General features: G+C 64.3%; 13 protein-coding genes. 6 read left to right on the top strand and 7 right to left on the bottom strand.

What is annotated here, in order from left to right:
• Position 1: 1 nt before the first annotated feature.
• Positions 2-1,240: a hypothetical protein gene (locus LMTR13_RS16270; protein ID WP_156795650.1), complete on the top strand. Its 1,239-nt coding sequence runs from the start codon at positions 2-4 to the stop codon at positions 1,238-1,240.
• A gap of 34 nt (positions 1,241-1,274) precedes the next feature.
• Here LMTR13_RS16270 and yidD read toward each other — a convergent pair whose 3' ends face one another.
• Positions 1,275-1,571, bottom strand: a complete 297-nt coding sequence (gene yidD / locus LMTR13_RS16275) for a membrane protein insertion efficiency factor YidD (protein ID WP_210184859.1) — start codon at positions 1,569-1,571, stop codon at positions 1,275-1,277.
• 292 nt (positions 1,572-1,863) lie between these two features.
• Here yidD and LMTR13_RS16280 point away from each other — a divergent pair, with 292 nt between their 5' ends.
• Complete coding sequence (locus LMTR13_RS16280; protein ID WP_065732735.1) at positions 1,864-2,790, top strand: COG3904 family protein; 927 nt, start codon at positions 1,864-1,866, stop codon at positions 2,788-2,790.
• 135 nt (positions 2,791-2,925) lie between these two features.
• On the opposite strand, the gene LMTR13_RS16285 is transcribed toward LMTR13_RS16280, so the two are convergent.
• Positions 2,926-3,375 carry an iron-sulfur cluster assembly scaffold protein gene (locus tag LMTR13_RS16285; RefSeq protein ID WP_065728749.1) on the bottom strand — a complete coding sequence of 150 codons (450 nt, stop codon included), beginning with the start codon at positions 3,373-3,375 and terminating at the stop codon, positions 2,926-2,928.
• Positions 3,376-3,617: 242 nt separating this feature from the next.
• On the opposite strand from LMTR13_RS16285, the gene folE reads away from it, so the two are divergent.
• From folE to LMTR13_RS16305, 4 genes are all read left to right on the top strand, one after another.
• Positions 3,618-4,346, top strand: coding sequence for a GTP cyclohydrolase I FolE (folE, locus tag LMTR13_RS16290; protein ID WP_065728750.1), 729 nt, complete (start codon positions 3,618-3,620; stop codon positions 4,344-4,346).
• A 28-nt stretch (positions 4,347-4,374) separates the two neighbouring features.
• Complete coding sequence (hisI, locus tag LMTR13_RS16295; RefSeq protein WP_065728751.1) at positions 4,375-4,809, top strand: phosphoribosyl-AMP cyclohydrolase; 435 nt, start codon at positions 4,375-4,377, stop codon at positions 4,807-4,809.
• A gap of 217 nt (positions 4,810-5,026) precedes the next feature.
• Positions 5,027-6,052, top strand: a complete 1,026-nt coding sequence (locus LMTR13_RS16300; protein WP_065728752.1) for a transglycosylase SLT domain-containing protein — start codon at positions 5,027-5,029, stop codon at positions 6,050-6,052.
• Between the two features lie 279 nt (positions 6,053-6,331).
• The gene (locus LMTR13_RS16305; RefSeq protein ID WP_065728753.1) at positions 6,332-7,504 is read left to right on the top strand and encodes a DUF2336 domain-containing protein; all 1,173 of its coding nucleotides are present in this window, start codon (positions 6,332-6,334) and stop codon (positions 7,502-7,504) included.
• A 164-nt stretch (positions 7,505-7,668) separates the two neighbouring features.
• On the opposite strand, the gene LMTR13_RS16310 is transcribed toward LMTR13_RS16305, so the two are convergent.
• The 5 genes from LMTR13_RS16310 to LMTR13_RS16330 all read right to left on the bottom strand — a co-directional run bounded on the left by LMTR13_RS16310 (position 7,669) and on the right by LMTR13_RS16330 (position 12,669).
• The gene (locus tag LMTR13_RS16310; protein WP_065728754.1) at positions 7,669-8,247 is read right to left on the bottom strand and encodes an Hpt domain-containing protein; all 579 of its coding nucleotides are present in this window, start codon (positions 8,245-8,247) and stop codon (positions 7,669-7,671) included.
• Positions 8,248-8,268: 21 nt separating this feature from the next.
• On the bottom strand, positions 8,269-8,814 hold the full coding sequence (locus LMTR13_RS16315; protein WP_028349127.1) for a response regulator: 546 nt from the start codon (positions 8,812-8,814) through the stop codon (positions 8,269-8,271).
• A gap of 100 nt (positions 8,815-8,914) precedes the next feature.
• Positions 8,915-9,694 (bottom strand): NAD kinase, encoded by a 780-nt coding sequence (locus tag LMTR13_RS16320; protein ID WP_028349126.1) that lies wholly within the window; start codon positions 9,692-9,694, stop codon positions 8,915-8,917.
• A gap of 124 nt (positions 9,695-9,818) precedes the next feature.
• The gene (locus LMTR13_RS16325; protein ID WP_418219799.1) at positions 9,819-11,972 is read right to left on the bottom strand and encodes an adenylate/guanylate cyclase domain-containing protein; all 2,154 of its coding nucleotides are present in this window, start codon (positions 11,970-11,972) and stop codon (positions 9,819-9,821) included.
• A 25-nt stretch (positions 11,973-11,997) separates the two neighbouring features.
• Positions 11,998-12,669 carry a hypothetical protein gene (locus LMTR13_RS16330; RefSeq protein ID WP_065728756.1) on the bottom strand — a complete coding sequence of 224 codons (672 nt, stop codon included), beginning with the start codon at positions 12,667-12,669 and terminating at the stop codon, positions 11,998-12,000.
• Positions 12,670-12,765: the final 96 nt, after the last annotated feature.

Below are 12,765 nucleotides of genomic sequence, written 5' to 3' on the forward strand. Positions count from 1 at the left end.
CATGCTGCACTGTCTGAGAACGGCGACGCTTGCTACTGTCATGCTGCTGGCGGCCGTGGCTGCCGTCCGTGCCCAAACCGCGACGGCGGACGACACTGCGAAATTTCTCGCAGGCATGATGCCGTCGGCGGACTCGCCGCTGGCGCCGCTCACCAAGGATCCGGCCTGGCAACGGCACGCCAAATTCTTCGACACCGCGTTCGGCCAGCTCGAGCAGCGCCAATTGTCGCGGATCCGCGCCTGGGCCGATACCAATCTGGCGGCACCTAAGCCGACCATGTTCTACATGTTCTCAGGTCCGGACTTTCTCTATGCGAACGCTTTTTATTCCAGGGCGTCGACCTACGTGCTGAGCGCGCTCGAGCCGGTCGGCTCGGTGCCCGACCTGACGCGTTTGTCGCGCGGCGGCGTTGCATCCGCGCTCTACAATGTCGAACGCTCGCTCAGTTCGATCCTAAGCTTCAGCTTCTTCATCACCAAGGACATGAAGACCGATCTGCAGGCGGGCCAGATCAGCGGCACCTTGCCGATCCTCTATGTGTTTCTGGCGCGCTCGGGCATGACCGTGAACAGCGCCAGTCCGATCTCGCTGGACGACAGGGGCGCGGCGTATTTCGCGGGCGAAAATCCTGGGCCGAACGCCGTGCGGGGCGTGCGCATCATCTTCACAGGCAGCGATGGTCAGGAAAAGACGCTGTATTACTTCTCGACCGATCTCTCCAACTCCGGCGTGAAGGCGAGCGGCTTCCTGAAATTCTGTGAGACGCTCGCGCCCGGCAACAGCCTGATCAAGAGCGCGTCCTATCTCCTGCATTCCGGCAACTTTACTACGGTGCGCAACTTCCTGCTCAACAACAGCGCCACCATCATCCAGGACGATTCCGGAATACCGCTTGGCTACTACAGCACGCGGAAATGGCGCTTGTTCCCGTTCGGCCGCTACCTCGGGCCGATCGATGAGTTCCCGGGACGCTATCAGGAATCATATGCGGCACTCTTCCGGCGCGCGCAGCCGATCGATTTCGGCATCGGCTATCGCTGGCGCACGCCTGAAACGAATGTGCTGCTGGCGGTGAGATTGCCTGGCGATGGATCGCCCGCTATCGACGCCACGGCGTCGGCGGAGGCGTCGCCGCCACCGCCGCGTCCGCGCAGGCCGCGGCCGCCGGCGGATATCGGGCCGCGACCACAGCCGGATTTTTGGCCGCAGCCGCGGGGCGGATTTTTCTTCTGGCGCTGAGCGGCGGAATCCAGGCTTGCCACAAGCGTCGCATTCACGGGGCGTTGACGCCGCGCCAGCGTCCGTAGCGCCATGGCAGATACCATCGTGCGCCCGGTGGCGTCGTGAACGGCACGTTGTCGATGCCGGAGGTGCCCCACGGGTGGCAGCGCAACAGCCGCGCCAATGTCATCCAGCCGCCGCCCCATAGGCCGAAGCGCTCGATCGCTTCGTCGCCATACACCGAACATGTCGGCAGATGCCGGCAGTTGTAGCCGACCAGCAGCGACAGCGAGTGCCGATAGATCCAGATCAGCGCGCGTCCCGCATTTCGCGGCAGACGACAGACCATGCTGGCACAATCCGTGCATTGTTTTCGCTGTGACGTTGAACGATCTGCGGGCGCCATGCAGAACTATGTACGTAGTTTTGCGGGAGTTCCCAAGCAAGGAACTCAATTCGTGCAGATATTTAGCCACAGTTCGCAATTATCGCACTGCAAACTGACGCAACAAGCCAAGGTATTATGGACGACACACGTCAGCACAGTTACCGTTTTCATACGGATCGATGACAGAATCATCTCGCGCTAAAGTGGGGCCATTGCCGCCAGTCGTAGACGGGGCTTGGGGGAAGGATCCAAATTGAGATTTGTGACGTCGTTGAAATTTCGCGGTTGGGCGCTTCTCGCTGCCACCGGCCTTTGTTTCGCATTGCCCAGTGCGATCACGACGCTGGGTAATTCGGCACACGCCGGCGGAACCCTCGAAGCACGCAAGCAGCCGATGCATTTCAAGTGGAATGCATGCCAGCCCGATTGCAGGGGCTGGGTGTCGGCCGTCGGCATCGTTACGGCGGATAGTCCGCGCGAGTTCGACGAATTCGCCAAGGGCCGCCAGCTCGCCGGCGCGACCATCGTGCTGGATTCCAGCGGCGGCTCGGTCAACGATTCAATCGTGCTTGGCCGGCGGTTCCGCAGTCTCGGCGCGCTGACGACCGTTGGCACCACCGTGCGCACGAAGACCGCGCAAGGCGAACGCCCGAGCGTGGCGCCGGAAGCCTATTGCGAGTCGATGTGCGTGTTCCTGCTGCTGTCGGGCAAGACGCGCTACGTGCCGCCCGCCGCGCATGTCCGCGTGCACCAGATCTGGATGGGCGATCGCGCCGACGACGCGAAGGCCGCGAGCTACAGCGCGCAGGACCTGATGATCGTGCAACGCGACATCGGCCGCCTCACGAAATTCACCTTCGACATGGGCGGCACCGGCGACCTGCTGTCGCTCGCGCTCAGCGTGCCGCCGTGGGAAGATCTGCACGAATTGTCGCGCGCGGAATTGCGCCTGGCCAATCTCGTCACGACCGATGCGGTCGCCGATGTGTTCCCGCAGGACAATGCGTTGGTGCCCATGGCCGAGGCGAAACCTTCCAAGCCGCAGGATCGCTTCGTCAGCTCCGCGACGGAGAGCGACGCGCCGCAGCCGGGCAAATCGACCAGGACTGCCGAAGCCGCGGTTCCGACCGGCAGCTCGGCGACCGCGCCGGCGCAGCCGGCTCAGCCGCAACAAAAATAGGCTGCATCCCGACAGACGGTGTCATCATCCGCGAAAGCGGATGACCCGTACGCCGTGACGGTGCTGATTAAATCGAGAATTCCCGGCGTACTGGATACGCCGCATTCGCGGGGTACGAAGGCGGGTATGCTGGGCTCACGCCTGCGCCGGCTGCTTGGCCCTGGCTTCGATCTGCCCGATGGCATCCACCACGGCGTCGAACGTCAGCATGGTCGAGGCGTGGCGGGCCTTGTAGTCGCGCACCGGCTCGAGCAGGGCGATATCGGCCCATTTGCCCTGCGGGGGACTGCCGTTTTCCTTCAACATCTTGCGCACGGTTTCTCGCAATTCTCGTAACTCGCTGGCCGTCGAGCCGACCACATGGCTTGCCATGATCGAGGAGGAGGCCTGTCCGAGCGCGCAGGCCTTCACGTCATGGGCGAAGTCGCTGACCACGGGACCGTCCATCCTGAGGTCGACCTTAACGGTCGAGCCGCACAGTTTGGAGTGGGCGGTGGCACTGGCGTGGGGGTCGGGGAGGCGGCCGAGGCGGGGGATATTGCCCGCTAATTCAATGATCCGCTTGTTGTAGATGTCATTCAGCATGAGAATCGGTGTCCCGGGCGGCGATCGGAGCGCCCTTGGCGGCTGGGTTTCATCGTCCTATATATGGACAGCAACGGCGGAAAAACAGCCCGGCCGTTGCCGTAGGCGGACGGGCAGGGACCAGACATGGAAACCAGTTCGGCCGTCCGCGTGTTGTGGATGGGACTCAGGCGCCCGGCGCAAAACCGCCCCGTCTGCCCGGTGACACTCCGGTCTTCGCGGGCCGGTCGAACGGAGAAGACATGGACGCATTGATTAAATCCCTCCGCCCAGGCAAGCCTTCACCTTCCGACTTGAAGCCTTCCGAAGTGAAATCGCCGGATGTGGCGCCGGAAACCCGTCCCGCCGAGCTCGATCCGGCCGAGTTCCTGGCTGCTGCCGTCCGCGCCGACCTGCCGCGCCCGTCGCGCGCCGAGGCCGAGCACGCCGTGCACACGCTGCTCAGCTATATCGGTGAAAACCCCGATCGCGAGGGTTTGCTGGATACGCCCCGCCGCGTGGTCGAGGCCTTCGACGAACTCTACCAGGGTTATCACCAGTGCCCGGCCGAGGTGCTGGACCGTACCTTCGGCGAAACCGCCGGCTATGACGATTTCGTCCTGGTCCGCGACATCGAATTCACCTCGCAATGCGAGCATCACATGATGCCGTTCTACGGCAAGGCGCACATCGCCTATACGCCGGTGGAGCGGGTGGTCGGATTGTCGAAGCTGGCGCGGCTGACCGATATCTTCGCCCGCCGCCTGCAGACCCAGGAGCACCTGACCGCCCAGATCGCGGCCGCGATCGACGAGGTATTAAAACCCCGCGGCGTTGCCGTGCTGATCGAGGCGGAGCATACGTGCATGTCGGTACGCGGCGTCGCCAAGCATGGCGCGATGACCTTCACCAGCCGCTTCACCGGCATGTTCCGCGACAACCCGGCGGAGCAGCAGCGTTTCCTGTCCCTGGTGCGAGGACCGAACCGGTAACCTCGCCGAACTCTTAGCGAGGACTCCCGTGTCCACATCAGCCGACACCAAAGAGCGCGAGGAGGGGCTGGCTTTCCAGCCCAAATTCGACGCATCCGGCCTTTTGACGTGCGTGGCGACCGACGCTGTGACCGGCGACGTGCTGATGGTCGCGCATATGAACGAGGAAGCGCTGCGCAAGACGATCGCCAGCGGTGACGTCTGGTATTTCAGCCGTTCGCGCAATGCGTTGTGGCGAAAGGGTGAGACTTCAGGTCAGACCCAGCGCGTGGTCGAGATGCGGATGGACTGCGACCAGGACGCCGTCTGGATTCGGGTCGAGCAGCAGGGGGCTGCGTGCCACACCGGCCGGCATTCGTGCTTCTACCGCATGATCGACGCGGCCGACGGCGGCACGCGGTTGTCGTTCATCGATGCCGACCGGCAATTCGATCCGGCCGAGGTCTATTCCAAGCAAACGTGAGGTGTGCGAAGTGGTGCGCTGCTGGTCCGGGGTCCACAGCCGCCATGGGTTCCGGCTCTGTGCACCGTCAAAGAGACCCCGCACCGCGGCCGGGACGCGGAGGCTTAACCCGCCGTTAACCATAAATGCGGCAGTCTTGCCTTTATAGTAGGCATAGTAGGCGCTGATTGCCAGCGCACGCAGGCCGCACGGTTCGCGAGGAGCGGGGCTCCAACACATGTCGGTCGACACATTCAGCGCCACGGCTGCGGCAGGTGTCGATCCGGCGCGAGCCAGGATCGCGGGCTCGATCAAGCAGGCCGCATCCACCACCGGCGCCAGCTTCGAATATCTGCTCGCCACCGCGAAGATGGAATCCAATTTCAACCCGAAGGCCGCGGCGACCACCTCGTCGGCGCGCGGGCTGTTTCAGTTCATCGACCAGACCTGGCTCGGCACGGTGAAAGAGGCGGGGGCCCATCTCGGCTACGGCAAATATGCCGACGCCATCACCAGAAATCCTTCAGGCAGCTATTCGGTCGACGATCCCGCCGCACGCGCCGCGATCATGCGGCTGCGCGACGATCCGGATGCCGCCTCGTCGATGGCGGCGGTGCTGACGCAATCCAACAGTTTCAAGCTGACCGGCAAGATCGGCCGCCGCCCGACCGACGCCGAACTCTACATGGCGCATTTCATGGGCGTCGGCGGCGCCGGCAAGCTGATCCAGAACGCCGAGGACAATCCGAACACGTCCGCGGCGCAAATGTTTCCGGCGGCAGCCGCAGCCAATCAATCGATCTTCTACGACCGCTCGGGGCAGCCGCGCAGCGTCTCGCAGGTCTATTCCGTGCTGAGCACGCGCTATGCGGCTGCCGCGAGTTCGCCGGTGACGCGCACGGCGATGGCGGCGGCCGGCGGCGATCTGCCACGGCGCATCACGGTCGCAAGCGCCGCGCCGGTGGCAACCGCGATCGACAACGCCGCCTATCTCTCGAGCTTCCCGGATTCCCGCGCGGTGTCGCCGGTGGCGGCAACGGCGCAGACCGCCTCGGCGCCAACGGAGCCGATCTTCCGCTCGCTGTTCCAGGCCGGCGAACGCACCGAGCCGATTTCGCCGGCGGTACAGGAGTTGTGGGGCAGCAATTCGTCGCCGGCGTCAGTTGCCTCCGCGAGCGCCGTATTGTCGGGACACAAGCCCGAAGTCCGCGCGCCCGGAAGACTCGACCTCTTCAGCGACCGCAACGGCACGTTCAGTAGTTGATCACCGACCCGCGTCCCGGGCGCGATGCAGCGCGCAGCGATGCGTCGCAGAACCGGGACCCATCGCGGTGGGCGAGCTCGGATGGGTCCTGGATCAGCAGCGCAACACTGCGCGTTGCGCAGCATCCGGGGAACGAGACATCGCAACCTTCGTCGTACCCTTAACAAAACGTCAATAAAACCAGCCGTTTATGGTGAACCCTTTGTTAAGCGTCATGGTTTATTTTTTCTGACAGTGGCATCGCGTCACGGTGTCGTCTCAGGTTGCGTAGCCAGGACCATGATCGTTCGGCAGTTCATCAGTTGGATTCGTACCGCTCCGGCAGGCGAGCGGGCAGAGGCAACGCGGGCGTTGGCGCGGGCCTGGTTGATTTCAGATCTCAGCGAGGACGATCGCAGCGCCGCCGAAGGCGCGCTGCTGATGCTGCTCGATGATCCGTCGCCGCTGGTGCGCCAGGCGATGTCGGAAGTCTTCGCGCGCAGCTCGGATGCGCCGGCCGCGATCGTGCAGGCGCTCTCGCTCGACCAGCCCTCGATCGCGCTTCCCGTGCTCGAACATTCGCCGCTTCTGATCGACGCCGACCTCGTCGACATCGTCGCCACCGGCAACAGCGATATGCAATGCGCCATCGCCCGCCGCATCAACCTGCCGCCATCGGTTTCCGCCGCGATTGCCGAAGTAGGTTCAGCCGCCGCGGCGCTCGAACTGATCGAGAATGCCTACGCGGAGCTCGCGCCGTTCTCCTGGGATCGTATCGTCGAACGTCACGGCCATCTCGCCGCCATCAGGGAATCGATGCTGGTGCTGGAAGGCCTGCCGGCCGCAACGCGCGCGGCGCTGGTCGCGAAACTCTCCGAGACGCTGGCGCAATTCGTCGTCGCGCGGAACTGGCTGAGTGCCGATCGGGCAGGGCGGCTGGCGAACGAAGCGCGCGAGCGCTCGGCGGTGAACATCGCGGCCCGTTCGCGCGGCGATGACATGCTGGGCCTGGTGCGGCATCTGCGCGCCACCGGGCAACTGACCGCAGGCCTGATCCTGCGCGCATTGTTGTCGGGCAATCTCGAACTGTTCGATGCGGCGCTTGCCGAATTGGCCGACCTGCCGCTGGCCCGCGTCACCGCGCTGCTGCACGACCGCGGCGGCGCCAGCCTGCAGGCGCTCCTGATCCGCGCTGGCCTTCCCGAATCCACGTTCGGCGCCTTCCGTATCGCGCTCGAGGTCAGCCGTGAGACCGGCTTTGTCGACACGATCAGCGGCGCCGCGAGGCTGCGCCGCCGCATGGTCGAACGTGTGCTGACCCATTGCGAGACCGACCGCAAGGCAGCCGAGCCGCTCCTGATCCTGCTGCGGCGGTTCGCAACCGAGTCCGCTCGCGAGGAAGCCCGCCTGTTCTGCGAGGAACTGGTCGCCGACGAAGCGTTCGTGCCGGCCGTGCGCGATCTCGCGGCATAAGCCAACTCCCGCAGCACGACCGGTGTCGTCCCTGCGAACGCAGGGACCCATAACCACAGCCGTTTGTGGTTGCGCGGAAGCCGTCGACCAGCCTGTTTTTAATCGAAAAGCCGCAGCGTATGGGTCCCTGCGTTCGCAGGGACGACGCGTGGAGATATCGCGGTTTACTCTGCCGGCACGATGCTCGGCGCCAGGATCGCTTCGAGATGCTCGGGGCGGTCGCGGTTGACCTTGAGCAGGAATTCGTCGGCCACGCCGCGGAGCTGCTTGCTCAGCGCGCTGGCCATCACGGCGGTGTCGAGCTTGGTGCGTTCGCGCACGATCGCCTGAATGGCATTGATGTGATGGGTGATCAGCTCGGGCGGGACCTGGTCGAGATCGGGCGCATGTTCGATGATGCGGCACAGGCTTTCGGCGGCGGCGCCGGCGGAAGGGAAGCCGAACGTGGCGGCATCGCCCTTGATGTCATGGGCGGCGCGAAACAGCTCTTCGCGGTTGTCGATGGTGAAGCCATCGCAGAGAATGGCTGCGTGCGCGGCTGAGAGCCGATCCGCTTCGATCGTCATCCAGTTCTTGAATTCGCCGGATAATTCTGCAAGCGCCTTTTCCGCGCGCCCGACGGGATCGTCGAGATCGGATTCGGGAACGCGCAGCAATACCTTGCGCAACGGATTCGGCTGCGTGATCACGTGATGATCGGCAAACGACTTGACCTGTATCGTCCCCGGCTTCTCTTTCGCCATGATGGTCTCTCCAGGCTCGCGCTAGACGTTCGACCGCGCCTTGTCGAGCAGCGACGGCTGCTGCATCACTTCCATCTCGCCGCCGACCCGGCGCTCGGGGCCGATATAGGCGTTGTTGGTGTTGCGCCGCCGGTCAGGACCGAAATAGGTCTTGGTCTTGATGAAGGGGCGCGGGTTGGCGACGACGTTGAGGATGCGCTGATAGAGGCCCTTGGCCGAGATCGGCTTGGCCAGGAATTCGGTGACGCCGGCGTCGCGCGCCACCGTGACGCGCCGCTTCTCCGAATGTCCGGTCAGCATGATGATCGGCGCGTAGGGATTGCCCTTGGATTCCGGCTGCCGGATCATCTGCGCCAGTTCGAGGCCGTCGAAGATCGGCATCGCCCAGTCGGTGATGACGATGTCGGGCACGTAGTGGCTGTACATTTCGAGCGCGGTAGCGCCGTCCTCGGCTTCATAGGCTTCGCGCGCACCGAACGAATGCAGCAGCGTCCGCAGAATGCGGCGCATATGCGGATTGTCGTCGCAAATCAGAAATCGCAGCTTGTTGAAGTCAATGCGATACATGGTCCGGCCCGGCCAAACGGTATACTGGCGTTAACCATATCGCGGCGCCGGTTAAGGAATGGTTGCAAAACCGGCGTGAGAAGGGCTCGGCGAACCCGAGTTAATACCCGAACTGCTCGCGCAGGATGCGTTCCTCGAGGCTGTGGCCAGGGTCGAACAGCATTCGCATTGAAATCGTCTTGTCGGACAACACCTCGACGCGGCGGACGTCGCGCACGTCGTCATGGTCGGCGGCGGCCGCAACCGGACGCTTTTCACCCTCGAGCACCTCGATCACCACGAAAGCGGAGTTCGGGAGCAGGGCGCCGCGCCAGCGTCTGGGTCGGAACGCGCTGATCGGGGTCAGCGCCAGAAGCGCGGCGTTGATCGGCAGGATCGGTCCCTGCGCCGACAGATTATAGGCGGTGGAGCCGGCCGGCGTCGCTACAAGGATGCCGTCGGCAATCAATTCTGCCATCCGCTCGTGCTCGTCGATCAGGATGCGTAAGTGCGCGGCCTGGTTGGTCTGGCGGAACAGCGCGACTTCGTTGATGGCGTGATGCAGATGCACTACGCCGTGCACGTCGGTTGCGCGCATCAGGAGCGGATTGATCAGGGATTCCCGCGCCGCCGCCAGCCGCGTGTGCAGGTCGTGGGTGGTGAATTCGTTCATCAGGAAGCCGACGGTGCCGCGATGCATGCCGTAGATCGGCTTGCCCGAGCGCATATGGGCGTGCAGCGTCTGCAGCATCAATCCGTCGCCGCCGAGCGCCACCACGACGTCGGCGTCGTCGGCATCATGATTGCCATAGAGCTTGACGAGCTGCGCCAGTGCGGTCTGCGCCTCCGCGCCTGCGCTCGCGACGAAGGCGATCCGGTCGTATCGCTTGGGGGTAGCCATCGGACGACGAACTCATACCTGGCGCCGGATTGCGCCGCGCTCGTCTATACACCTTGGACCGGCTTGTCGAGATGGCCGTCAGGCACTTTCGCGCCGGTAACGTAAACCGGCGGTCATCGGGGCGTCATTTTTCCTGCAATGTCCGGATCGGGTCCCAGTCGTCGCCCGGCGGATTTTGGGCCAATTCCCGGGCCCGCGCGGCAAACAGCGATGCCGGCCGGTCGATATCGGCCGAACGGCCGAAACATTCTGCCGCGCGCGCGAACTCGCGGGCCCGCCAGTGCACCAGCCCGTCGGCGTAGTCGGCGATCACCGTCTGCTGCGAGGGCGCCAGCCCGGCCGACAGCGCCAGCAACTCATAGATTTTGAGCGCCTGGGTTCGTCCCTTGACCCTGATGGCGTCGAGTTCGCGCCAGGCGAAGGCTTCGCCGGCGAGCACGACCGTCGTCTCGGAAGCGATCACGGTGGTGCCGTAGAATTTGTTGGCGCCCTCCAGCCGCGAGGCCAGGTTCACCGCGTCGCTCATCACCGAGTAGTTGAAGCGTCGCCGCGATCCGAAATTGCCGACCAGCGCCTCGCCGGAATTGATGCCGATCCGCTGTGCCAGCTTGTACTCGCGAAACAGGGCGGAGGAGGCGTTGAGGTGCGCCAGTTGCGTGCAGCAGTCCAGCGCGGCGCGCGCCGCGTTTGCGGCATGGTCGGGATCGTCGGCCGGGGCGCCGAACACCGCCACGATGGAGTCGCCGATATATTTGTCGACATATCCGCCATGGCTCTCGATGACGTCGGTCATCGACGAAAGATATTCGTTCATCAGCTCCATCAGCCCGTCGGGCGACATCTTTTCCGCGATCAGCGAAAATCCTTCGATGTCGGAGAAGAACACCGTCACGTTGCGGGTTTCGCCGCCGAGCTCCGGCAATTTGCTCGACGACAGCATGCGGTTGATGACGTGCGGGGCGAGGTAGAGCGCAAAGCTCTTCTGCAGCAGGCGGCGGTCCTTGTCGGCGACGACGAAGCGGAAGCCGATGGTTGCGGCCAGCGCGGTCAAGCTGGCCAGGATCGGCTCGACGAGCGGCAGCGCCAGCGCGTGGTTGAAGGCGACCGTTGCGCCGGCCACGCCGAGCACGATCATTCCCGTCCAGGCAGCGAACGCGATGACGGGCCGGAACAGCCAGGCGGCGGCCGCGGCGAGTGCAGCAATCAGTGTCGCGATAAGCAGGCGGGGAAGCGGCCCAGGTTCGACCACGCCATTGCGCGCGATCAGGTTATTGACCGCGGTGGCATGGACATAGACACCTGCAATCGTGCTCTTCTTGAAACCTGCGGTTACCGGCGTGCTCTCTGCCGTGCAACGCGGGGTGCGCGCGCCTTCGATGCCGGTTGCGAAGCGCTTGGAGGTGAAGCGGCGGTCCTCGATATCGAGGACGGTGCCGAAGATGACAACCTTCCCGGCAAACCAGCGTCGGAAATAGTCCTTGTCGTTCTTGACGGCGCACGCGCGCAGATCGGCAAAGGAGAAGGTCGGAATGTCGTCGCTGCCGCCTTCGAAATTCAGCGTCATCGTGTTCGGCACGCGGCCGGGAACCCGGTAGCCGGCGAGCGTCAGCCTGCCGCGCTCGTCGAATTCGGGTGCAGCGCCGAGCGCCCGCGAGGCCAGCTCGACCGCCATCGAGGGGACCTTCGTCCCGTTGACGGTGAAGCTCAGCGGCATGCGCCGCAATATATCGTCGCTGTCGACGTGAACGTTGAGCGGGCGGATGTTCTGCTGCTGGCGGACCGCGACACGCTGTCCCGGCGATGGCTTGACCGGCTGGTTACCGCCCAGGACTTCTCCCAGCACCACCTTGCCGTTCGCCGCCGCGCCGGCCAGCGCGCGAAGGAAGTCGCGGTCAAATCCGCGGACTTTCTCGCCGAGCGTCCCCTCGCCAAACGGTATCTCCGATTGTTCCATCGATTTGGGGATCACCATGTCGAAGCCGGCCACCTTGGCGCCGCCTTCGAGCGTCGCTGACAATACGCGGCCGATCTCCCCGGTCCAGGTCAGCATCGGCGCGTCCTTGAACGGGGCAGTGCGCAGGCTCTCCTCGTCCATCGCGACCACGACGGCCGGGGAATTGGCCGGATCCTGCCTGCGGCCAAACACCTCCCAGCGCAGCGCGGTGAGAATATCGATGGAGAGCCCGCGGATCGGCCGGGCCGCGGGAGAAACCGAGGCCGCCGCGCAAACCAGCGCGATGACGGCGATCACAAGCCTGTCGCGCGTGTTGCGCCTGATCCTCAAGATGTCGGGCCCGGCACGCCTATTCCATCCGCAGCAGACGGCCGACGATCGGCGTCGCGCCGGGCTTGGCTTGCTCATCAACCCGGAACACGATCTGCGATGACTTGAATGAAGCGGCGTAGAGGCCGCCGGGAGCCAGCGCGACGTTCTCGCTGGCGAAATCTACGAAGCGTCCCTTGAGCTGGGTGCCGCCGAGGTCAATCTGCTGTCGCTCGCCCGCCGCGTCGAGACGTCGAATGATCAACTTGCCGCGTCCCTTGGCTTCCACCAGCGGGGAGGCGCCGTAAAGGGTGAGCTGCGGCTGCGGCAGGGAAGCTGCCTTCTTGCTGTCGACACTGCGCAGCACGGTTGCGGCGACGCCGCTGGTCTCCCGCGTCGTCACGTTGGCCTGGTTGGAATCGCAGTTCGTCTTCTCGGCCTTTATATCGGCGAGATGGACGGCGCTTTCTTCGGTGCCGACGACGACGGTGCCGGTACCGCTGATCGTCTCGCGCCGGCATGACTTCAGGTAGCTCAGAATGACAGAGCCGCCGTCGCCAATCTTGATCACGGCCTTGGGCGTCACATAGTCCATGAATTCCGCACCGGTCACCTTGCCCTGCACGTCTTCGACCACCGCGGCCGGCGACTCTGCGGCCGCCGGGGAAGCCAGCGCCAGCAGGCCGAGACAAACAGCAATCGTACGTTTCATTCTAAGACCCCATAAAAAAGCGCAGGTTCGTTAGTCGCGCCAGCGCCCGAATGGTTTCATGGATGGATCAAAAATATAATTGGCCGGTAAGCCAGC

It is taken from the genome of Bradyrhizobium icense (assembly GCF_001693385.1).
Taxonomy (GTDB): domain Bacteria; phylum Pseudomonadota; class Alphaproteobacteria; order Rhizobiales; family Xanthobacteraceae; genus Bradyrhizobium; species Bradyrhizobium icense.